This window comes from Ruegeria sp. HKCCD7628, assembly GCF_057221005.1.
Genome location: NZ_JBWVBA010000009.1, coordinates 167,705 through 187,282, shown reverse-complemented (window position 1 = coordinate 187,282; position 19,578 = coordinate 167,705). Strand labels below are relative to the sequence as shown.

Sequence of the window (19,578 nt, the reverse complement as noted above, 5' to 3'; positions counted from 1 at the left end):
CCGTCAGCACCGTCTCCAGCGCCCCAGCACCGCCTCAGCAGCGCCGGTGAAGGGGGTTCTAAGGTCTACCCCACAAAGCCGCAAGCAGAAAATTTGAAAAATTCGAAAAAACTCAGAATTTTAAAATTTAATATTAGTTTCAGCCACTTATCACTAAATCCATCTCCAAAACGAACTCCCCACGCCACCGTTTCACCGTGTAACCCGGGTTTTGCACAGGCTTACCCACAGACTCAGGCGGAATCGACCTGTCGGAATCGGCTGAGCGGGTTCGACAGTGGCAGACGCAAGGCCAGAAGGCCCAGAATCACGCTCAGATAGATCAATGGCTCGATCTGGAACCCCTTCGCCAGCATCACGTAATGTAGCCCACCCAAAATCGCGGCTGGATAGACCAGACGTTGCAAGACGCGCCAGCGTGGACCCAAACGGCGCACCGAAAGATTGTTTGATGTCACAGCCAAGGGCAGCAGCAGGAGGAACCCGGCCATGCCCACTGTGATATAGGGACGTTTGAGGATGTCGGCCCAGATCTGGCTTGGCAGTTGCACATCCAAAACCAACCATACCAACAGATGCAGACTGACATAGACAAAGGTCAGCACCCCCAAAGCCCGCCGGAACTTCATCAAGTTCAGCCCCGCAAACCGCCGCAACGGAGATATCGCAAGCACAGCAATCAACAACTGCAACGCCAGCTCGCCATAGCGATGTTCCAGCGCTTCGATTGGATCAATACCCAATCCTCCGGTCAGACCCTGATAGAACAGCCATGGTGCCGGGATCAGGCCCAGCAGATAGACGGCCCAAACAGGCACCCGGCGGAGTATCTGGTTCACGGTCTGCATGCGCTTAGTAGTATTCCGACAGATCCATGCCTTCGTAAAGACCGGCGACTTCGGCCTCGTAGCCGTTGAACATCAACGTCGGGATACGTTTTGAGAACAGCCCGCCCCCGATGGTACGCTCAGACGCCTGAGACCAACGCGGGTGATCCACATTCGGGTTCACATTACTATAGAATCCATATTCACGCGGGTTGGCCATGTTCCAGCTTGTCGGAGGTTCAACATCCGTAAGGGTAATCCGGACGATCGACTTGATCGACTTGAACCCGTACTTCCATGGAACAACCAAACGCAAAGGGGCGCCGTTCTGGTTCGGGATCGGACGATCATAGATTCCCGTCGCCATGATCGTCAGCGGATGCATTGCCTCGTCCAGTCGCAAACCTTCACGGTAGGGCCAGTCCAGGACCGGGAATTGCACGCCGGGCATCTCATCCGGACGATAGGCAGTCTCAAACGCCACATATTTGGCACCTTCTTGAACACCGGCCATATTCAGCAGATCAGCCAGTTCGAACCCGTTCCAGGGAACAACCATCGACCAAGCCTCGACACACCGGAACCGATAGATTCGCTCTTCGACTGTCATCTCGGACATTATGTCTTTGAAGTCGTATTCACCGGGGCGGTCCACCAGACCATCAATCTGAACGCTCCAGGGTTCGGTGACCAGCGTGTGGGCGTATTTCGCAGGATCATCCTTGCGGGTGCCGAACTCGTAGTAATTGTTGTAGGACGTGATCTCTTCCCAAGTGTTCGGCGTCAAACCCTCAGGAGACTCTTCCGCGGAACCCTTTTGCGCAATCCCCGCCAGCCCGGCACCTGCAAGCCCAGCCATCACCTGCCGCCGGTTCATAAACATCGCCCTTGGGGTGACATCCGCATGTGTCAGTGCATTGGTCCAGCGACGCGCCATCTCTGTCTCCGTGATCGTACATTGTTAATTGTCAGTTAGTGCGCTCTTAGCACAGGACCAAGGCAACATGCGTCACGATTGGGAGACGAGACTGTAACGAACCACCAGGCGGCGCAACTAAGGCTCAATACAATACTAAACGTCTAATCATTCATAAACTTCGGCTAAAAGTAGCCGCTTTTTCATACGAAATGTACATTTAACCAAACAGAACCTAGCGTCACCCTTGATATTGGCGCTAGCCAACCCGCAGCCCAGCCGCTTAAGTTTTCCCAAGGCGTGAAGGGACGGAGTTGAGATCACCCCAAGGCTGATCACGCAGATAGCGCCACAAAAAATACGACGATATGATCGGAAAGGACGAGACATGAAAATGAAGCTGGTAGCTGGCCTGTCGCTGGCCCTGTTCATCGCGGCATGCGCTGAAAAAGAGACCTACCCAATCTCTGGGTGCGACTCGAATGAGACATTCCCCGTGACCTGCGAGGAAATCGGTGAAGATACCAATCTCGATCAGAGCAACGCACAAGACCTGAATGCGTTGCCGACCGGCACCTAAGGTTTCCGATCCTTTGGCCCCTCTGGGTCATTCACGTATTCAAGAGCCTGCCATTCGGCAGGCTCTTGTCGTTTGCGGTCCTTGAAATCAGTCGTTCGTTAGATGCAACGCTAACCAAAACACACAGAACCGATCACGGTGAGTTGAAGCATCGTTCCCCGAAACACTGCACCCTCTCCGAACGCTATCTTTACAACTGCTTCTCGCAAAATGCAGTCTGTTCCGAAAGGGTCTTGTAGGGATCCTTCGAAACCCGACAACCGGGACAGCCGAAAGGGAGAAGACAAATGTGTGACATCTGTGTGATGAACGCGGTCAAGGACCGGATGCTTTCAAGGCGGAGTTTCTTCAAAGCCGCCGCAGCCTCGGGCGTGGCCGTAGCGGCGACCAGTGCAGCAGCGCCAATGGCGATGGCCGCGGGGCACGGCAAGGTTGAGGACATGACCCACACGATCAGCCCTGACTTTCCCACCTATTTTGGTGAGCCCGGCTACGCTTCCGAACAACTGTTCAATTTTGGCGACCACGGCTTCAACCTGCAACGCATGACTGTAAACGAGCACACCGGAACTCATATTGATGCGCCATTGCATTTCTCGGCGGATGGAGCAGCGGTCGACGAAATCCCGGTTACAGATCTCGTGGCACCGCTTTGTGTTGTCGATATCGCTGCGCGGGCGGCCGAAGATGCCGATACTCTACTGACCCCGGACGATCTGAAGGCGTGGATGGCAACCCACGGAGATATTCCGGACGGCGCCTGCGTTGCCCTATACTCTGGTTGGGCCGCCAAGGTCGACAGTGACGCCTACCGCGGATTTGACGGGCAGGCGCAGCACTACCCCGGCTTTCATGTCGAAGCCGCTCAGATGCTGATCGAGGAAACGGGCGCGCGGTCGTTGGCTTCAGACACCCTGTCGCTGGATCACGGAATGTCGGCCGACTTTGCCACCCACTACGCGTGGCTGCCGACGGGCCGTTTCGGGATCGAAAACATCGCTGGGTTGGACCGCGTCCCCGCTTCGGGAGCAACGCTGGTTATCGGAGCGCCAAAGCACAAAGGCGGCACAGGCGGACCCGCGCGCATTTTCGCGATGGTTTGAATGATAACAGTCGAAAAGGATCGAATGCCCGATCCTTTTCGGCACCGCCAATGAGCGGGTCTTGAACATCGAATAAACCTGCCACAAAGTCCGGACTGCAATTCCAATCCCAGACATGTAGAAACCACGATATGATCACGACCGAGCGGATGATGAAGGCCACTGCCCTGCCTGAAGTGTCCGGACTATCCTTCGACGCGTTTTCCCAAAACGATCTGGTCAATCTGATCATGCAAAGGTCAGAGATCATTCATGACCAACCCCGCTCCGGCAGGATTAACCGCGCCTGGGCCGCCGGAAATCCCGAACCCGCCCTATCGCTTGTGCGGGATCACGGAACCGATCTGGCGCGCCGCGCTGCCGCAATTATCTATTTAGAGTATCTGGAACTTCGGGATACGATACAAAGCCTCGCTCCGTCATCGATTGCAGATATCGGCTGTGGTTATGCTATGTTCGATCTGTTTTTGTGGCAGGACCACAAGTGTCACCTGAACCTGATTGATTTAGAAACCACTACAGAACGGCATTTCGGATACGCGGAAACCGGCGCGGCCTATTCCAATCTGTCTGTCGCGCGATCGTTCCTGATGGAAAACGGCGTCCGCGCCGGCGACATCACCTGCCTGAATCCCGGTTCAGACGAACTCTCATCAATAGGCACCGTTGATCTGGCGATGAGCTTTATCTCGTGCGGCTTCCACTATCCCGCGCAGACCTATGCAGGTTTTTTTCGCGACGTGGTCGAAGACGACGGTGCCGTCATTCTCGACGTGAGAACCCGCAAACTCCGCGAAGGTTCTGCGTTTCTGGAAACCTTGGGTCAGGTTTCTTTACTTGTGGATGCGGCGCAAGGTGGTGCGAAACGGCTGATTGTCCGAAAAGGCCCGTAGGTTTATTGCGTGGGCAGCTTTGGCGCTCGGGCGCGAAAGAAAACGATCGTTTATCTGGGCAACAAAACACATGCTTTCGCAAACGAAAAAGACCTACCGAATGGGTAGGTCTTTTAAGGCTTAAAGCTCAGTGCACGACCGCATCATCCGGCCTTGGACGATCCGACGTTCCCAACCGGTCGCCAATAATCAGGCCGTCTGAGCCCGCAGTAACCGGGACGGTCTCACCATCCTTGATCTCACCGGCCAGCAATGCCTCGGCCAGCGGATTCTGCAACGCGCGTTGGATCACACGTTTCAGCGGACGGGCACCAAAGACCGGGTCATAGCCTTCATCGGCCAGCCACTGTTTTGCGCCCTCGTCCAGAACCAGCTCGATCTTTCGAGCGGCCAGACGTTTTTGCAGACGTGCCATCTGGATATCGACGATACCATCCATATCGGCCCGCTTGAGCCTGTCAAAGATGATCGTTTCATCGAGTCGGTTCAGGAATTCCGGCCGGAAATGTGCCCGGACCGCATCCATCACATCCCTCCGTGCCTGCGCGCTGTCGGCCCCTTCGGGCAGTTGGCTGAGCGCCTGAGACCCAAGGTTTGACGTCAGGATGATCAACGTCTGCTTGAAATCAACAGTGCGGCCCTGACCATCGGTCAGCACGCCATCATCGAGGACCTGCAGCAACACGTTGAACACATCCGGGTGCGCCTTTTCGACCTCGTCAAATAGCACGACCTGATAGGGTCTGCGCCGCACGGCTTCGGTCAGCACACCGCCTTCGTCATACCCAACATAGCCCGGAGGGGCACCAATCAGACGCGCAACCGCGTGTTTCTCCATGAACTCGGACATGTCGATGCGCACCATCGCATTGTCGTCGTCGAACAGGAAGTTCGCTACGGCTTTGGTCAGTTCGGTTTTACCTACGCCGGTGGGCCCGAGGAACAAGAACGAGCCCAGCGGGCGGTTTTCATCGTTCAGGCCCGCGCGTGCGCGGCGCACGGCGTTGGACACGGCGGTCACGGCGGCATCCTGGCCGATCACACGGGAGTGCAGATCGTCTTCCATCCGCAGCAGTTTCTCGCGCTCACCTTCCAGCATCTTGGCTGTCGGGATACCCGTCCAGCGTTCGACCACGGATGCGATCTGTTCCGGACGCACGGTTTCCTCGGCCATCATGGCGTTGCTTTCGGCGTTTTCAGCCTCGGTCAGCTTTTTCTCAAGCTCGGGGATGATGCCGTAGGACAGCTCACCGGCCTTTGCCAGATTGCCTTCGCGTTTGGCGATTTCCAGATCAGCGCGCGCCTTGTCGAGCTGTTCTTTCAGATCACGAGCACCCGCGAGCTTGTCACGTTCGGCCTGCCATTGGGCGGTCATCTCGGCGGATTGCTCCTGCAGATCGGCGAGGTCCTTTTGCAGGGTTTCCAGACGATCCTTCGAGGCCGCGTCGTCTTCCAGTTTAAGCGCCTCTTCCTCGATCTGCATCTGCAGGATCTGGCGATCCAACTGGTCGAGTTCTTCGGGCTTCGAATCCACCTCCATCCGCAGACGCGACGCGGCTTCATCGACAAGGTCGATGGCTTTGTCGGGCAGGAAACGATCGGTGATATAGCGATGCGACAGGGTCGCGGCCGAGACCAGCGCCGAGTCGGAAATGCGCACACCATGGTGCAGCTCATACTTTTCCTTGATGCCGCGCAGGATGCTGATCGTATCCTCGACTGTTGGCTCCTGCACCAATACAGGCTGGAAGCGACGCGCGAGGGCCGCGTCTTTTTCGACGTATTTACGATACTCATCCAACGTGGTCGCGCCGATACAATGCAGCTCACCCCGGGCAAGCGCAGGCTTGATCAGGTTGGCCGCATCCATTGCGCCGTCGGATTTACCGGCACCAACCAGCGTGTGCATTTCATCAATGAACAGGATGATCTCACCAGCGGCCTCGGTCACTTCGGTCAGAACGGCCTTAAGGCGTTCTTCGAACTCACCACGGTATTTCGCACCAGCAATCAGCGCGCCCATGTCGAGCGCAAGCAACTTTTTGTCCTTCAGCGATTCCGGCACGTCGCCATTGACGATGCGAAGGGCCATGCCCTCGGCAATCGCGGTTTTACCGACACCGGGCTCACCGATCAGAACAGGGTTGTTCTTGGTCCGTCGAGACAGAACCTGCATCGAGCGGCGGATTTCTTCATCCCGCCCAATGATCGGGTCGATCTTGCCCTCAGCCGCCGCCTCGGTCAGGTCACGCGCGTATTTCTTGAGCGCGTCATAGCCTTCTTCCGCCGACGCGGTGTCGGCAGTGCGCCCTTTACGGATATCGTTGATCGCCTCGTTCAGTTTCTGCGCGGTGACGGCACCGTCTTCCAACGCCACCTTGGCTTTCGATTTCACCATGCACAGCGCCATAAGAATGCGCTCGACCGGGACAAAGCTGTCGCCTGCCTTGGTCGCGATTTTCTCGGCCTCGTCCAAAACTTTGGCAGTCTGGCCGTCCAGATAGACCTGTCCTGTGTCGCCTTTGACCTTTGGAATACGCGCCATCGAGGCATCAAGCGCATTCACGACACGGCTGGGCGCACCACCGGCCCGCGTGATCAGGTTGCTGGCCAGCCCCTGATCGTCATCCATCAATGCTTTTAGCAAATGTTCGGGCGTCAGACGCTGATGCTCTTCCCGCATCGCAATAGTCTGCGCCGCTTGCACGAAACCCCGTGCCCGCTCGGTGAACTTGTTCAAGTCCATTTTATTCTCCTTTTCCAAGCGCCCTGTGTCGATGCGCCCGCTTGGCGGCACGCTTCGGATCTGGGCCTCACATTCAATCTGGGAAATATCTGTCCCGGTTCAAGAGGTCGAAACGCTATTTCCGCCCTACCTGCGCGGAACCGAATAGACAGTGTATCCCCCGGTTTCAGCCACTTCTCGCGCGCCATACATCTGGACCAGAGATTGCGCCGGTTCACCACCTGTTGGACAAGATACCAGATCAGCGGCATCATCCAGAAAATCAATTGTAAACGCAGTCTCACCTGTGATCTGACAATCATCATCGGTCGAACGATAGCCCCGCAAAAGCCGCAGGTTGTCGTTTGTGGGAGTCCTTACGACCGTGTCAGCGGCCTCGGTTTCCAATGGCATATCCTGACATCCTGTCAGCAATAAGATGATTACGGCGGGTGCAAACTGTTTCACTTTGAATTCCATTCCTTCAATCCGCGCACATTATACCACATCTGGTAAATCCTGCCGTGACCTGAATCACCTACTCGTCCAACATGGACAGAACCTTGCAAACCCGCTAGGACGCAGACGTTTGCCAAAAACGGAGCGCCCCCATGTCCGACGATCGCCTTATCGTAGCCCTAGATGTCCCCAACGCCCTGCAGGGTTTGGCCATGGCCGAAAGGTTGGGCGACAGCGTCTCTTTCTACAAGATTGGTTTGGGCATGCTTACAGGCCACGGGCTGGCACTGGCCAATGAGCTGAAACAGGATCACGGCAAGCGCATCTTTCTGGATATGAAACTGTTCGACATCGGCAACACCGTCGAAAACGCGGTACGTGGGTTGGCGCAGTTCGATCTGGATTTCCTGACCGTCCATGGCGACCCCCATGTAGTGCGCGCCGCGAAAGAGGGTGCCTCGGGCAAGGATCTGAAAATCCTCGCTGTAACCATCCTGACCTCTCTTAACCGCGATGATCTGGATGCCAGCCTGTTGAAGGATGGCGACGTGCAGGAACTGGTCGTCGAACGCGCGGCAAAGGCGCTTGAGGCCGGGGCAGATGGTGTCATCGCCAGCCCGCAAGAGGCCGCGCTGATCCGGGCCTTACCACAGGCCGAAGGTCGCCTGATTGTGACCCCAGGTGTGCGCCCGGCAGGTGCTGCGCTTGGAGATCAAAAACGCGTCGCCACCCCAGCGACCGCGATCGGTGACGGTGCGGATCACATCGTGGTCGGCCGCCCAATCTATCAATCTGACGACCCGAAAGCCGCCGCCGAGGCGGTTCTTGCCGAGTTAAATTCCTTGACACGGCACTAATCGCGGACGTCAGAAACCGCGGAAAAGCCGGTTTCTGTCAGCCAAACAGTTGACCTTACGTAACTTTTAATGAAAACCGCGCCAAATCGTCCCTGTGCCCGAAAACACACATGAAAACTGCCTGTTTTCCTTGTGTGAACTCGATCCTATCGAAACCTCTGATTTTCAGCGAATCTGGTCCCGTGATACTCCCCGCGGACCGTCTCTTCCTGAGGTCCGTCACCTCCCCCCGCAACGCGCGGGGGGTCTTCTTTTGCATCAAACAACCACGCGGCGGGGTTTTTCTTGACCAATTGGGTGGTATATTCAAACCCCGCGAATTGATCGAATGAGAGACGGGAACACCGCATGCCCGGTCTGTGCCGAGACTGCCTAACCACTGTGACGGACGACCGCCGCTGCCCTGCCTGCGGTAGTCCGCGCATCAAGACGCATCCTGAACTGTTTGACCTGACCATCGCGCACATGGACTGCGATGCGTTCTACGCTTCGGTCGAGAAACGCGACAACCCTGAACTTGCCGACAAACCCGTCATTATTGGCGGCGGGAAACGCGGCGTCGTGTCGACGGCCTGCTATGTGGCGCGTATTCGCGGAGTGCGTTCAGCGATGCCCATGTTCAAAGCCCTGCAACTTTGCCCCGATGCTGTGGTCATCAAACCCCGCATGTCGGTCTATGCGGAAGTCTCGCGTCAGATTCGAGCGATGATGGACGAGTTGACCCCAGTCGTCGAACCTTTGTCATTGGACGAGGCTTTCATGGACCTGTCCGGCACCCAGCGACTGCACAGTGCACCACCCGCAGTGATGGTGGCGCGCCTTGTGAAACGGATGAAGGATGAGCTGGGCGTGACTGGTTCAATCGGGCTTTCACATAACAAGTTCCTCGCCAAGGTCGCATCCGACCTCGACAAACCACGTGGCTTTTCCGTAATCGGCGAGGCCGAGACCGCTTCGTTTCTGCACGACAAGCCCGTCCGGCTGATCTGGGGCATCGGACCAGCTGCACAAGAATCGCTCGAGCGCGCAGGGATTCGTACGTTTTCGGACCTGTTGCGCTGGGATCAGGAGGCCCTGACAGCCAGATTCGGCGCGATGGGGTATCGGTTGTGGCATCTGGCCCGAGGACAGGACAAGCGCCGCGTCTCTGCCCATGAACCGATGAAGTCCATCAGTAATGAAACTACCTTTTTCGAAGACACGGCCAGCCCTGACATACTTGATGGTCATCTGTGGCGCATGTCCGAAAAGGTGGCGGATCGTGCCAAGGCCAAAAGTCTGGCTGGCAGGGTCGTGACCCTCAAGCTGAAGAAGGCCAATCACAAGATTATCACCCGCCGTGTCTCGTTACGTGATGCGACGCAGATTGCCGACCGCATTTACCGCACGGCCCGCAGTTTGTTCGATCAGGTCAGAGATCAGGGACCCTATCGCTTGCTTGGATGCGGTTTGTCGGATTTGTGCCCCGAGGATCAGGCCGATATCACGGGCGACTTGCTTGACCCCGGCGCAGCACAGCGGTCGCAGGCCGAACGCGCCACGGATGAAATCCGTCGCAGATTCGGACATGATGCTATCTTGAAGGGGCGATCTTTGCGCTGATCTTATTCGGCCGCAAGGCGCAGAGGCTCTTCACCGATCAACGTAATTTCGCCAATGACCTGCCGCAACAGCTCGCGAAAGGCGGTGAAATTCCCGTTTGGCTCAATCCGCGTTTCGTCCATGTAAAGCGAACGGTCTATTTCGATCTGCACCGCGTGCTGATCGCGCGCGGGTCGACCATAGGTCTGCGTCACATACGCCCCAGCAAACGGTGCGTTTCGCGCCACTGTCAGACCAGCGGCCACAAACGCGGCTTCGATACGGTCCACGACTTCGCCAGAGGCTGCGGCGCCAAACCGGTCCCCTAACACAATCTGAGGGCGTGAATTTGCGGTGCCGGCCATGGCCACAGCTTCGTGCGGCATCGAATGGCAATCCACAAGGATCGCCTGCCCGAACGCCTTGTGCGATTCGGCCAACAATGCCTTGAGTCGCGTGTGATATGGCCGCCAGCAGGTATCGATGCGCAGCCGCGCCTCGTCCATTGTCAGCTTACCGCGGTAAATCGCGCGACCATTCGCAACCACCCGAGGGATTACACCAAGCCCCGAGGACACGCGCGGATTGTGCCCCTGCCGACGCGCGCCTTCCACAAGCGCCGGATCCAACTCCTCGGCACTGCGGTTAAGATCCAGATAAGCCCTTGGCTTAGTCGCAGAAATCAGCGGCGCTCCAAAATCCGAAGCGGGTGCGAACAACTGATCCACGAACGCATCCTCAGAGGATCGAATCACGTCGCGGCTAAGAATTGTCCGCTCCATCAGCTCCTGAGGGTAGTTCCGGCCGCTATGCGGAGAAGCAAAGACCACACAAGACGTGCGCTTGGCAGGCATATCCAATACATAGGCGGCGTTCGGCATGGTGGCTCCTTGGTTCGGTCTGAACATAGACCGGAAAATAGTTATACCAAACCCCTTGAACCCCTTTGCGACTCCTTTTATAGACCCCGCTACCGGCGCGGGGTTCCGCGCCCCATTTCGTTATGGGGCAGGGCACGCAAAGGTAAAGTGGGCGGTTAGCTCAGCGGTAGAGCACTTCGTTGACATCGAAGGGGTCACAAGTTCGATCCTTGTACCGCCCACCATGATTTCACTGTTCCGGGGCTCCGGGACACCCGATTAACCCAGGCGCTGGCCACGTCTTTGATGAAGGCGCCGCAGATTGGAGACAGACCCATGAAGGTCAAGAACTCGCTCCGCTCGCTCAAGAACCGGCACCGTGATTGCCGGATTGTGCGTCGCAAAGGCCGCGTCTACGTGATCAACAAGACGCAGCGCAAGTTCAAAGCTCGCCAGGGCTAAGAACTGCACAAATCGAATTCAGGGAAACCGCGCCGGTTGGGTGCGGTTTTTTTGTTTTCAAATCGCATGTTGCGTTGATTTCCCGCTTAGCTGGTCGCTTGCATGTTTCAGATACTCACATTCCCTTGACGCGATGTGAGTTGGCAGCGCCCCCTTTGTCTGCGCAGCATCCTGCAGTCGCAGAATGAGATAGGGAATTCGCTATGACAATCAAACGCCGCCAATTCGTACAGCTGGGGCTTGCTTCCGCAGCCGCTCTGACACTGGTAACACCTTCTGCATTTGCCGCAGGCAAGGAACGCACCGGCAGCCTTTCCGGCCGCAGCGGCTATAAGGTGAAGGGGACGGTTTCCGTTTCCGGCGACACCGTCACGCTCAAAAGCGATTATGTCTTCGACCCCAGCAAGAACCCGCCAGATATCAAAATCGGCTTTGGCAACGGCGAGAAATACGCGAAGGGCTCCAAGATTCACGACAAACTGACCGTGAAAAAGGGCGAAGCCTCATTCAAGATCCCTTCCGGCATCGACGTCTCCAAATACAACGAGCTGTATATCTATTGTGAGAAATTCACTGTGATTCTGGCCGTCGCGCCACTCAGCTAATTCTCGCCTTGCGCTGTTTGAAATCCGCCTGCATGCGTGGGCGGGTTTCTTTTTTGCCCGGCTTTGCGGAGGGCGAACATGTACAGTCAGGATTCCTTTTTTGATCTGTCCGCTTGGGGACAGGCCGGGCTTGTCTTCATCAGCCTTACTCTGTTTCTGATGATGGTGCTTTTGGCACGGCGCTGCCTGAGACGTTTTCCGATATGGGCAAGGTTTTTGGGGGCGCTGATCCTTTTCTGGGTGTTTGTGTGGGCCTCGCCGCAGGTTTACTACATGTATTATCGCATGATCATTCCGGATTTGCCGCTGCAATGGGTCATCTGGCCACCCAAAGACGCCCTCATCCCTTTTGAAATGCTGTTTTTTTCGCACCAGAAAAACCTCAGCGCCCATGGGCAGGGCATACTCGGATGGGCCATTATACTGGCCGCTGTTTTGCAACGTAGGCACCCTTAACGCCTTTCGGATATTCCGCACGTCAAGGTTAGTGCGTTGCGCCTTTCCAGCAGCGACCATTTTGACCAACTAATTTTGTCAGTTTTTCTTGCATCCCCGTCAGAATCGTTTAATTGACCAAATCAGTCGGGTTATTGCCCGCCACGACATTCAAAGTTGGGACACATGATGCTGAAATCCTCCACTTGTATTGCTGCCGCTCTGACGGCCCTTATAGCGACCTCTGCCGCGGCTGAGGGCGAGCTGAACCTCTATTCCTCGCGCCATTATGACACCGACGAACGCCTTTATTCGGATTTTGAAGAGGTCACTGGCATCACCATCAACCGTATCGAAGGCAAGGCCGATGAGCTGATCGCCCGAATGGAAGCCGAAGGTGCGAACTCACCTGCCGACATTCTGCTGACCGTCGATACTTCTCGCCTTGCCCGCGCCAAGAACGCAGGCATCCTGCAAGCGGTCGACAGCGCGGTTCTGGAAGAGCGTATCCCTGCCAACCTGCAAGACGAAGACAACCAGTGGTACGGTTTCTCGCAACGCGCGCGGATTATCTTCTTTGACAAAGCCGACGTCGCGAACCCGCCGGCAAACTATCTGGATCTGGCCAAGCCGGAATACAAAGGTTTGGTTTGCATCCGGTCGTCCAGCAACACCTATAACCAAACCCTGCTTGCTGCGATCATCACCAACCATGGTGCCGAGGCCGCGAAAACCTGGGCCAAAGGCGTTGTCGCCAACATGGCACGTGACCCGCAGGGCGGTGACACCGATCAGCTGCGCGGGATTGTCTCGGGTGAATGCGAGATCGCCGTTTCCAACTCTTACTACTTCGCCCGTGCACTGCGTAAAGACGTGAAGGGCCTGAGCGCGGATATCGACATGATCGGCATTCAGTTTCCCGCACAAGACGCGGAAGGCGCCCATATGAACCTGTCAGGTGCGGGCATCGCAGCCCATGCGCCGAACAAAGAGAACGCAGTGAAGTTCCTTGAATACCTCGCAGGCGAACAGGCACAGGTCTACTTCTCGAACGGCAATGATGAATTTCCCGCGGTCGAAGGTGTCGCACTGGCCGACAACGTAGCTTCGCTGGGTGAGTTCAAAGCGGATACAGTGAACCTGTCCGAAGTTGCCAAGAACATCCCCGAAGCACAAAAAATCTTTAACGAAGTTGGCTGGCAATAATCCTCTAGACCAGACAACGGGAAAGGGCGCGGTTTTCCGCGCTCTTTTTTGTTGTATTGTAATAAAAATAGTCAATAATCTCTTAAAAGGAAATGATTCTCATATTTGATAAATGTTGGATGATCTCTCAAACCGCCTCGCCAACCGATTAAACGAGCTGCGCCTGATGCGCGGTTGGTCCTTGGACCAATTGGCAGAACGCAGCTCTGTCAGCCGCGCCACTTTATCCCGGCTCGAAAAGGGGGGCGTGAGCCCGACCGCAGAAACGCTCGGCCGGTTGTGTGCCGCCTACGGTTTGCCCATGTCGCGCCTGTTGATGATGGTGGAAGACAGCTTTGCGCCACGGGTTCCCTTGGAACGTCAACCTGAATGGCGCGACCCTGAAACCGGGTTCACGCGCAGGTCGGTTTCGCCCCCGGCCACCGGTCTGAGCGGTGAAGTCATGGAGGGGCACCTGCCGTCTTCGACAGTTATCACCTATGACGCACCCCCGAAGCCGGGACAGGAACACCATCTGATCATGCTGGACGGCGCTTTGTCTCTAACAGTGGACGGCGTGGCGCACGACCTGACGGCCGGAGATTGCCTGCGCTATCACCTTTCCGGTTCGACCCGGTTTGAAACCTCATCCAAGCGCGGTGCGCGTTACTTGTTGGTGCTGATATGATCGAACGTTTGACCTCATCGGATCTGGACGGCGCATTGGACGATTTGACGGATATTCTGCACGCCTGTGTGCATGACGGTGCCAGCGTAGGGTTCATCCTGCCCTTCGCACCTGATCAAGCGCGCGCCTATTGGCTAAACCATGTGTGGTCTGGTGTTGCCGAGAACGCGCTGGATCTATTTGTGGTCCGCAACGCCCAGCATGTCTTGGGGACGGTTCAACTTATACCGGCCAAAATGCCGAACCAACCGCACCGGGCCGATGTCGCTAAACTGCTGGTGCATCCAAATGCTCGCCGCCAAGGACTGGGCCGCGCTTTGATGGCCGCCTTGGAAGAGCGCGCGGCTCAACTCGGGCGCAATGTGTTGGTTCTGGACACGCGCAGTTCAGACCCGTCGCTGCGACTGTATCAAAGCATGGGGTTTCAGATCGCCGGAGAGATCCCCGACTATTGCCGCAACCCGTTCGAGAACCGGCTGGAGCCCACAACATTCATGTTCAAAGACCTGACCTAGGCCGGGCTTTTGCGGACATTGGCGGCAAAGCAATAGCCGATCCCGTGAACGGTCTTGATGAAGACGGGGGCGGCCGGGTCAGGCTCGATTTTTTTACGCAAACGGGCCACATGCACATCGATAGTACGGTCGCCTACGACGACGTCACGCCCGCGCGCCTTGTCCAGCAACTGATCGCGTGAAAACACCACATGAGGGTTAGTGACAAAAGCCAGCAGCACCTCGAATTCGGTGGTGGTCAGCGGTGTGGCCTCGGGCGCGCCTGACACGGTCAGGGTCCGCTCGTTCACGTTTAGCACCCAGTCCCCAAAGGTGATCGTTTGGGACTCGGACCCGTTGGTAGGTTTGTCGTCGGGTTTTGACCGACGCAGCACGGTACGGATGCGGGCCAGAACCTCGCGCGCCTCGAACGGTTTAGTGATGTAGTCATCTGCCCCGAATTCCAGCCCCACTACGCGGTCGAAAATCTCATCCCGACCAGACAGAACGATAATGGGAATGTTCGAGTTCATCCGCAATTCGCGGGTGATGTCGAACCCGCTGCGGCCGGGCAATCCGATATCCAGCAGGATCAGATCAACCTCGGCCCGCGCCAGAACAGCATCCATCGCATCGCCATCGGCCACGCACGTGACTGCGCAGCCCTGCTTTTCAAGGTAACGCTGCAGAAAAGACGTGATCTGCGGGTCGTCATCAACCACAAGGATATGTTCTTGAACCATATTCGAGTCCGGGCGGGCATAGTGGGCTGGCGCGGAACTGTTGTAGCCGCAGCCCCCCGACACTTGCAAGAACGAGCTCTGCCCCGACATCAGAACCGCAGGAAAGACAAGCTATGGCCCTGCGGCAAGGCTTCGGTTTCCGCAGGGATCACCGCCAGCCCATCCGACTGCGCCAACAGCGCAACACGTCCGCTGTAAGACGCTGCCATCAGGCGCAGACGCGGTGTTCCGTCAGGCTCTGCCCCCTCGATCACAACGGGTCGGTATTCCTGACGACCGGCCCGGCGGCTCAGCGGCTCGGCTAGAACTGCCTGTTCCGGGGTCTGAGCCGCGTGATGCAAACCGGCGCGCCGCGCCATCATGTGCGATCCGACAATCTGCCATGTGACATAGGCCGAAACCGGATTGCCCGGCAGCCCAACATAAAGCGCATCCCCACGCCGCCCGAACACTATCGGCTTGCCCGGTTTCATAGCCACTTTCATCACATCCGGCTTGCCGCCGATGGTCTCGAACAGACGCGGCATGTGGTCTTCATCTCCGACCGATACGCCGCCCGTGGTAATGATCAGATCAGAGCTGTCGCAAGCCTCTCGCAGCACCTGTTCCAGCTTGGCGGGGTTGTCCTCGACCGGGCCTTTGTCGGTCAGGGCGATCCACGGCTTGTCCAGCAGCGCCCGCAGCATATAGCGGTTCGAGTTGTAGATCTGCCCCGGTCCCAACGCCTCGCCGGGTTGTTGCAGCTCGCTACCGGTGGAAAAGATCGTGACTTTCAGCTTGCGATAAACCGTGACCTCGCCATAGCCGGACGATGCCAGCGCGGCAGCCTCACGCGCAGTGATCTCACAACCACGGCGCAGGATCGGGGCGCCAGCCTTCAGGTCTTCGCCCACACGGCGGATGTGCTGGCCGGGCTTGGGGCGACGCGAGAACCGAATGCCTGAGACGGTGGCATCACAATCTTCCTGCATCAAAATGGCGTCGAAATCCGGCGGGACCGGCGCGCCCGTGAAGATCCGCAGCGCACTGCCCGCAAGAGCGTCATGCGCGCCGCTATCCCCGGCAGCGATCCGTCCCGCGACGGGCAGTTCAAACAGCGGACCTTCGCCCAAGTCGGCAGTGCGCACCGCATAGCCATCCATCGCCGAGTTATCAAAAGCGGGCATATCCACCTTGCTGGTGCAATCCTCGGCCAGCACCCGCCCAATAGCGTCAATCAACGGCAGGGTTTCCGTTTTGGTGATCGGGTCGGCCACCGACAGGCCCTTGGTCAGGGCCTGGGAAACCGTCAGAAACATATGAGCCTGCCGATCGCAGGCGCAGCCATCAGCCATTTTGAGCCTCCAGATATGTCAAGAGTTCCTCGAACTCCGCGCGTTCCGCCTCGCCCAGATTGGGCAGGTGGTCGCGGGCGTCCTCGAGATTTGCGTTGGGGTCGCCCACCACCAGCAGCATAACCATGCCGTGCCGGCCATGAACGCGGCAGCGAATGCCATAGACGCCCTCATGCTCGAAGGTCAGATCCAGCTCGGGCTTGCCGCGAATTTCGAAACTGCGTGCGTCCTCGGGGATCATCGGACGGATGGATGTCACCGTATGCCGCCCGGTCGAGCCCTTGAACCGCACCGTGGAACCAGCGGGCACTTGCAGGAACTTGGGTTCGAATCGAAATGCATGGACCGGGGTGTCTGCATTCAGGTCGATGATCTGGTGAACGACGGCAACGTCAGGGAGGTCATCGGCATAAAGGGCGGGAGCAATGGTCATTGCGCCCGCCAATATCGCTGCAGCCAGTTTCAGCGAAATGCTCATCTGTCCCTCCGGGCAGTTAGGCTGCCCGTGCGGGTTCCCCCAACAGATCAGCCAATGCGTTTATCATCACCGGCCATTGCGCGCGTCGGTCTTCGTCGCGCAGTTCGGCCAGCAGTTCGCGGCCAATGGACACGATCGCGGGGGGGCTGTCCTTGACATAGGTCACAATACGCTGCTCGGGGTTGGCCAGCAGGAAAGGTACGATGGCCGCCCCCGCCTGATCTGGAGCGGTTTCCGACAGCAGCCGCATAGCCGCCTGCCGTACCGGGGCCGAGACATCGTCCAGCAGGCTGCGTGCCACATCCGGGGTGCCGTCCCATCGGGTCAGGATATGCATGGCGTCGATGCGGAACGGCGTATCGCCGGTTTTCACCATCGCACGCAGCTTACCCCGCAGGTTGTCCTGCGGCGGCAGATCAGCTTGTTGCAGCAGCTTCAATGCTTGCAGAGAAAGCGCGGAGTCCGTGTGCGACAACCCCTTGGTGATCAAATCGACCAGCTGGGCTTGATCCAATTCCGCACCATGGCGCGTGACGGCCACACCCAGCGCGGCAAACGCCTGCAGCGCGATCTCGGTTTCCGGGTCTTGCGCAATCTGCGCCAGCATGACCTGCATTCCCTTGACCTCGCCCAACAGGCGGATGGCGGACATGCGGGTTTCACGCTGCAGCGCATCGGCATCGTCATCCAGCGCTACGCGGCGGCGTTTGGGGTGACGGGTCGCCTTGGCCAGCAGCGCCTGTTCGCGCGGAGTCAGGGGTTGCACCTCATCCTCTTGCGCTTCCTGCGTCATCTCGGCGGCAATCGCGTCATGTCCCAGAATCGCACCAAGGCTTGAGGTCGGGCCATTCTCGCCGCCCTCGGACACATCCAACCCGGCCTCTTCCAGCGCGGCGATATCGGTTGGCTGGGTCTCTTCTTCTGCGGCTTCGTCGGCAGCAACAGGCATCGGGGCCAGCGCGAAGGACAGCAGCAACTCGCGCCCTTGTTGCTGGTTCACATGCGGACGGTCGGCATCCGTGACGATCATCGCCAGCGACGCAACGGCCTTCAACCGCACTGACCGGAAGGGCGCGCGGCAGGCGCGTTGCAGCCATTCTGTCGCCTCACGAAGGGGCGAGTTCGCCAGCGCATCGACGATAGCCCATTGCAGGCGCTCGGCCTTGAGGTCATCGGCATCGACCGAGAACAGCGAATTGAGCCGGTCGGCCACCAATTCCGGGGCAAGCGCCGCCAGCAGGCCCAGCGCCTGCGCGGACACTTCGGGCTGTTGACCGGTGGCGAGGAAATCCAGCACCTGCCAGCGCAGATCGTCCTGGTCGGCAATCGGCGTTGTGCGATCCAGCCGCTCAATCAGCGCCAGTTGCACCTTGGCACCGGGGTCGCGCATCATGCGGTCCAGCAGCTCGGGTTCCGAAAACCCAGCTTGGTTCAGCGCGGCAATACGGATGTCCTCGACCGCATCGGTCAGCGCCTGTTCGACCAGCGCGGCATCGTTTGTCATCAGTGCTTCATACGCGATCAGGCGCACGGCCCCATCCTTGTCGGTGGTGGCTTCGCGCAGGATCGCTTCGGCCTCGGCCCCACCGATGGCGGCGAGCGTCCGCAAGGCACGATGGCGCAGGCGGCGGTTCGAGGATTGGGTGAAAACGCCCAGCGTCGGCACTGATGCCTCACCAATCCGGCCCAGCGCTTCGCAGGCTACATCGCCCAGTTCCTGCCCGTCTTCATCCATCAGGGCCATGACGATGGGTTCAATCGCCGCCACATCGCCCATCCGGCCCAGCGCTTTGATCGAGGCGATCTGCGTGTCCAGCCAATCGTCCCATTCGTCCTGGTGTAGCTCGTCCTCGTCCCATGTGATGTCCTCGCCGCGCCCGGTGACGAGTGTGCGCAGATAGGGGGCAGCGTCTTCGGATTTCAACTCGGCCAGAGCGGTGACGCAGGCCAGTTTTACCTCGCCACACGGATCGTGGATCAGGTTTTCCAGCAGTTGAGGTGCTGCGTCCTGAACACCCAGCGCGCCCAGCGCTTGGGCGGCGTCCTGCCGGACGTCTTCATCGTCATCCAACAGCGCCTCGACCAAGGCCGGGCTATTGGCGGCACCAATGGCACTCAGGGCCTGAATGGCGCGCAGGCGGATCACGTCATATTCGGATTTTGCGTAGTCAGAGAACAGGCTGGTGGCCTCATCACGCAGGGCGGTATCGGAATGCATGTTCATATCGGGTCTGCCATGTTTTGCGGTTGGGTGGGGTTGGGTGAAAGTGGAAGGCAGATTTCCCAACCGATACCTGCCTTCCAGTTAGGCCGGGGACGCCCGGCCCATGGTCCCTTCTGCAGTGGGACCAGA

The 19,578-nt window shown here is 58.0% G+C and carries 20 protein-coding genes and 1 tRNA gene; 12 read left to right on the top strand and 9 right to left on the bottom strand.

The window, feature by feature from the left end; translation table 11 throughout:
- Positions 1-233: 233 nt before the first annotated feature.
- Together msrQ and msrP are read right to left on the bottom strand one after the other, a co-directional pair.
- Entirely contained in the window at positions 234-848 is a 615-nt protein-coding gene (gene msrQ, locus AC2TAD_RS17715; protein WP_480869208.1) for a protein-methionine-sulfoxide reductase heme-binding subunit MsrQ, read from the bottom strand.
- Between the two features lie 4 nt (positions 849-852).
- On the bottom strand, positions 853-1,764 hold the full coding sequence (gene msrP / locus AC2TAD_RS17710; RefSeq protein WP_170755277.1) for a protein-methionine-sulfoxide reductase catalytic subunit MsrP: 912 nt from the start codon (positions 1,762-1,764) through the stop codon (positions 853-855).
- Positions 1,765-2,131: 367 nt separating this feature from the next.
- On the opposite strand from msrP, the gene AC2TAD_RS17705 reads away from it, so the two are divergent.
- The 3 genes from AC2TAD_RS17705 to AC2TAD_RS17695 all read left to right on the top strand — a co-directional run bounded on the left by AC2TAD_RS17705 (position 2,132) and on the right by AC2TAD_RS17695 (position 4,319).
- Positions 2,132-2,323, top strand: coding sequence for a hypothetical protein (locus tag AC2TAD_RS17705; RefSeq protein ID WP_170755276.1), 192 nt, complete (start codon positions 2,132-2,134; stop codon positions 2,321-2,323).
- A gap of 287 nt (positions 2,324-2,610) precedes the next feature.
- On the top strand, positions 2,611-3,426 hold the full coding sequence (locus AC2TAD_RS17700; RefSeq protein WP_353392880.1) for a cyclase family protein: 816 nt from the start codon (positions 2,611-2,613) through the stop codon (positions 3,424-3,426).
- Positions 3,427-3,557: 131 nt separating this feature from the next.
- The gene (locus tag AC2TAD_RS17695) at positions 3,558-4,319 is read left to right on the top strand and encodes a hypothetical protein (RefSeq protein ID WP_480869205.1); all 762 of its coding nucleotides are present in this window, start codon (positions 3,558-3,560) and stop codon (positions 4,317-4,319) included.
- 127 nt (positions 4,320-4,446) lie between these two features.
- On the opposite strand, the gene clpB is transcribed toward AC2TAD_RS17695, so the two are convergent.
- Together clpB and AC2TAD_RS17685 are read right to left on the bottom strand one after the other, a co-directional pair.
- The gene (clpB, locus tag AC2TAD_RS17690; RefSeq protein ID WP_480869203.1) at positions 4,447-7,065 is read right to left on the bottom strand and encodes an ATP-dependent chaperone ClpB; all 2,619 of its coding nucleotides are present in this window, start codon (positions 7,063-7,065) and stop codon (positions 4,447-4,449) included.
- A gap of 126 nt (positions 7,066-7,191) precedes the next feature.
- Entirely contained in the window at positions 7,192-7,524 is a 333-nt protein-coding gene (locus AC2TAD_RS17685; RefSeq protein WP_480869201.1) for a hypothetical protein, read from the bottom strand.
- A 131-nt stretch (positions 7,525-7,655) separates the two neighbouring features.
- Between AC2TAD_RS17685 and pyrF the strand changes: the two genes are divergently transcribed.
- On the top strand, positions 7,656-8,360 hold the full coding sequence (pyrF, locus tag AC2TAD_RS17680) for an orotidine-5'-phosphate decarboxylase (RefSeq protein WP_480869199.1): 705 nt from the start codon (positions 7,656-7,658) through the stop codon (positions 8,358-8,360).
- A 348-nt stretch (positions 8,361-8,708) separates the two neighbouring features.
- On the top strand, positions 8,709-9,962 hold the full coding sequence (locus AC2TAD_RS17675) for a DNA polymerase IV (RefSeq protein ID WP_480869197.1): 1,254 nt from the start codon (positions 8,709-8,711) through the stop codon (positions 9,960-9,962).
- Between the two features lie 2 nt (positions 9,963-9,964).
- Here AC2TAD_RS17675 and AC2TAD_RS17670 read toward each other — a convergent pair whose 3' ends face one another.
- Positions 9,965-10,822: an N-formylglutamate amidohydrolase gene (locus AC2TAD_RS17670; RefSeq protein ID WP_353392869.1), complete on the bottom strand. Its 858-nt coding sequence runs from the start codon at positions 10,820-10,822 to the stop codon at positions 9,965-9,967.
- 149 nt (positions 10,823-10,971) lie between these two features.
- Between AC2TAD_RS17670 and AC2TAD_RS17665 the strand changes: the two genes are divergently transcribed.
- The 7 genes from AC2TAD_RS17665 (at position 10,972) to AC2TAD_RS17635 (ending at position 14,691) form a co-directional block, all read left to right on the top strand.
- Positions 10,972-11,046: transfer RNA gene (locus AC2TAD_RS17665), tRNA-Val, on the top strand.
- A gap of 91 nt (positions 11,047-11,137) precedes the next feature.
- Entirely contained in the window at positions 11,138-11,263 is a 126-nt protein-coding gene (ykgO, locus tag AC2TAD_RS17660; RefSeq protein ID WP_008755722.1) for a type B 50S ribosomal protein L36, read from the top strand.
- A 203-nt stretch (positions 11,264-11,466) separates the two neighbouring features.
- Positions 11,467-11,868, top strand: coding sequence for a DM13 domain-containing protein (locus AC2TAD_RS17655; protein WP_480869195.1), 402 nt, complete (start codon positions 11,467-11,469; stop codon positions 11,866-11,868).
- A gap of 78 nt (positions 11,869-11,946) precedes the next feature.
- Positions 11,947-12,324 (top strand): hypothetical protein, encoded by a 378-nt coding sequence (locus AC2TAD_RS17650; RefSeq protein WP_480869193.1) that lies wholly within the window; start codon positions 11,947-11,949, stop codon positions 12,322-12,324.
- Positions 12,325-12,492: 168 nt separating this feature from the next.
- A complete protein-coding gene (locus AC2TAD_RS17645) occupies positions 12,493-13,509 on the top strand; it encodes an extracellular solute-binding protein (protein WP_480869216.1) in 1,017 nt (338 codons plus the stop codon).
- A 112-nt stretch (positions 13,510-13,621) separates the two neighbouring features.
- Positions 13,622-14,176: a helix-turn-helix domain-containing protein gene (locus AC2TAD_RS17640; protein ID WP_480869191.1), complete on the top strand. Its 555-nt coding sequence runs from the start codon at positions 13,622-13,624 to the stop codon at positions 14,174-14,176.
- On the top strand, positions 14,173-14,691 hold the full coding sequence (locus tag AC2TAD_RS17635) for an N-acetyltransferase family protein (RefSeq protein WP_480869189.1): 519 nt from the start codon (positions 14,173-14,175) through the stop codon (positions 14,689-14,691). The genes AC2TAD_RS17640 and AC2TAD_RS17635 overlap by 4 nt, the downstream gene beginning before the upstream one ends.
- Here AC2TAD_RS17635 and AC2TAD_RS17630 read toward each other — a convergent pair.
- The 4 genes from AC2TAD_RS17630 to AC2TAD_RS17615 all read right to left on the bottom strand — a co-directional run bounded on the left by AC2TAD_RS17630 (position 14,688) and on the right by AC2TAD_RS17615 (position 19,449).
- A complete protein-coding gene (locus AC2TAD_RS17630) occupies positions 14,688-15,413 on the bottom strand; it encodes a response regulator (RefSeq protein ID WP_480869187.1) in 726 nt (241 codons plus the stop codon). The genes AC2TAD_RS17635 and AC2TAD_RS17630 overlap by 4 nt on opposite strands.
- An 89-nt stretch (positions 15,414-15,502) precedes the next feature.
- Entirely contained in the window at positions 15,503-16,747 is a 1,245-nt protein-coding gene (locus AC2TAD_RS17625; RefSeq protein WP_480869185.1) for a molybdopterin molybdotransferase MoeA, read from the bottom strand.
- Positions 16,740-17,225 carry a plastocyanin/azurin family copper-binding protein gene (locus tag AC2TAD_RS17620; protein ID WP_480869183.1) on the bottom strand — a complete coding sequence of 162 codons (486 nt, stop codon included), beginning with the start codon at positions 17,223-17,225 and terminating at the stop codon, positions 16,740-16,742. Before AC2TAD_RS17620 ends, AC2TAD_RS17625 begins: the two co-directional genes overlap by 8 nt.
- A gap of 16 nt (positions 17,226-17,241) precedes the next feature.
- Positions 17,242-19,449 carry a HEAT repeat domain-containing protein gene (locus AC2TAD_RS17615; RefSeq protein WP_480869181.1) on the bottom strand — a complete coding sequence of 736 codons (2,208 nt, stop codon included), beginning with the start codon at positions 19,447-19,449 and terminating at the stop codon, positions 17,242-17,244.
- Positions 19,450-19,578 lie beyond the last annotated feature (129 nt).

Bases quoted from the DNA above. Each gene is read 5' to 3' on its own strand.
- msrP (WP_170755277.1), bottom strand. From the start codon at position 1,764: ATGGCGCGTCGCTGGACCAATGCACTGACACATGCGGATGTCACCCCA.
- AC2TAD_RS17640 (WP_480869191.1), top strand. From the start codon at position 13,622: ATGTTGGATGATCTCTCAAACCGCCTCGCCAACCGATTAAACGAGCTG.
- AC2TAD_RS17615 (WP_480869181.1), bottom strand. From the start codon at position 19,449: ATGAACATGCATTCCGATACCGCCCTGCGTGATGAGGCCACCAGCCTG.
- AC2TAD_RS17685 (WP_480869201.1), bottom strand. From the start codon at position 7,524: ATGGAATTCAAAGTGAAACAGTTTGCACCCGCCGTAATCATCTTATTG.
- pyrF (WP_480869199.1), top strand. From the start codon at position 7,656: ATGTCCGACGATCGCCTTATCGTAGCCCTAGATGTCCCCAACGCCCTG.
- AC2TAD_RS17670 (WP_353392869.1), bottom strand. From the start codon at position 10,822: ATGCCGAACGCCGCCTATGTATTGGATATGCCTGCCAAGCGCACGTCT.
- AC2TAD_RS17705 (WP_170755276.1), top strand. From the start codon at position 2,132: ATGAAAATGAAGCTGGTAGCTGGCCTGTCGCTGGCCCTGTTCATCGCG.
- AC2TAD_RS17630 (WP_480869187.1), bottom strand. From the start codon at position 15,413: ATGGTTCAAGAACATATCCTTGTGGTTGATGACGACCCGCAGATCACG.
- AC2TAD_RS17635 (WP_480869189.1), top strand. From the start codon at position 14,173: ATGATCGAACGTTTGACCTCATCGGATCTGGACGGCGCATTGGACGAT.
- AC2TAD_RS17655 (WP_480869195.1), top strand. From the start codon at position 11,467: ATGACAATCAAACGCCGCCAATTCGTACAGCTGGGGCTTGCTTCCGCA.
- AC2TAD_RS17650 (WP_480869193.1), top strand. From the start codon at position 11,947: ATGTACAGTCAGGATTCCTTTTTTGATCTGTCCGCTTGGGGACAGGCC.
- AC2TAD_RS17675 (WP_480869197.1), top strand. From the start codon at position 8,709: ATGCCCGGTCTGTGCCGAGACTGCCTAACCACTGTGACGGACGACCGC.
- AC2TAD_RS17625 (WP_480869185.1), bottom strand. From the start codon at position 16,747: ATGGCTGATGGCTGCGCCTGCGATCGGCAGGCTCATATGTTTCTGACG.
- msrQ (WP_480869208.1), bottom strand. From the start codon at position 848: ATGCAGACCGTGAACCAGATACTCCGCCGGGTGCCTGTTTGGGCCGTC.
- clpB (WP_480869203.1), bottom strand. From the start codon at position 7,065: ATGGACTTGAACAAGTTCACCGAGCGGGCACGGGGTTTCGTGCAAGCG.
- ykgO (WP_008755722.1), top strand. From the start codon at position 11,138: ATGAAGGTCAAGAACTCGCTCCGCTCGCTCAAGAACCGGCACCGTGAT.
- AC2TAD_RS17700 (WP_353392880.1), top strand. From the start codon at position 2,611: ATGTGTGACATCTGTGTGATGAACGCGGTCAAGGACCGGATGCTTTCA.
- AC2TAD_RS17695 (WP_480869205.1), top strand. From the start codon at position 3,558: ATGATCACGACCGAGCGGATGATGAAGGCCACTGCCCTGCCTGAAGTG.
- AC2TAD_RS17620 (WP_480869183.1), bottom strand. From the start codon at position 17,225: ATGAGCATTTCGCTGAAACTGGCTGCAGCGATATTGGCGGGCGCAATG.
- AC2TAD_RS17645 (WP_480869216.1), top strand. From the start codon at position 12,493: ATGCTGAAATCCTCCACTTGTATTGCTGCCGCTCTGACGGCCCTTATA.